This window comes from Limosilactobacillus reuteri (assembly GCF_020785355.1).
Classification (GTDB): domain Bacteria; phylum Bacillota; class Bacilli; order Lactobacillales; family Lactobacillaceae; genus Limosilactobacillus; species Limosilactobacillus reuteri_I.
This window is the reverse complement of sequence record NZ_JAJGVH010000014.1, coordinates 1-308: the sequence shown is the minus strand read 5'-3', so window position 1 is coordinate 308 and position 308 is coordinate 1. Positions and strand designations below refer to the sequence as shown.

General features: G+C 42.5%; 1 pseudogene. It reads right to left on the bottom strand.

Annotated elements, in window-relative coordinates:
• Nucleotides 1–308 (bottom strand): annotated as a pseudogene (locus LMB56_RS00070) (hypothetical protein); the annotation flags it as partial.

The window sequence follows — 308 nt, the reverse complement described above, 5'->3', positions numbered from 1 at the left end:
GTATCGATGAGCGAGAGCTTAAGTAATTCCGTCTCGATGAGTGAAAGTTTGAGTAACTCCGTTTCCATGAGCGAAAGCATAAGCAACTCAGTATCGATGAGCGAAAGTTTAAGTAACTCCGTTTCCATGAGTGAAAGCATGAGTAACTCAGTCTCAATGAGTGAGAGCATAAGCAACTCAGTATCAATGAGCGAAAGTTTAAGTAACTCGGTATCGATGAGCGAAAGCATGAGTAACTCGGTATCAATGAGCGAAAGTCTCAGCAACTCGGTATCGATGAGCGAAAGCTTAAGCAACTCGGTATCAAT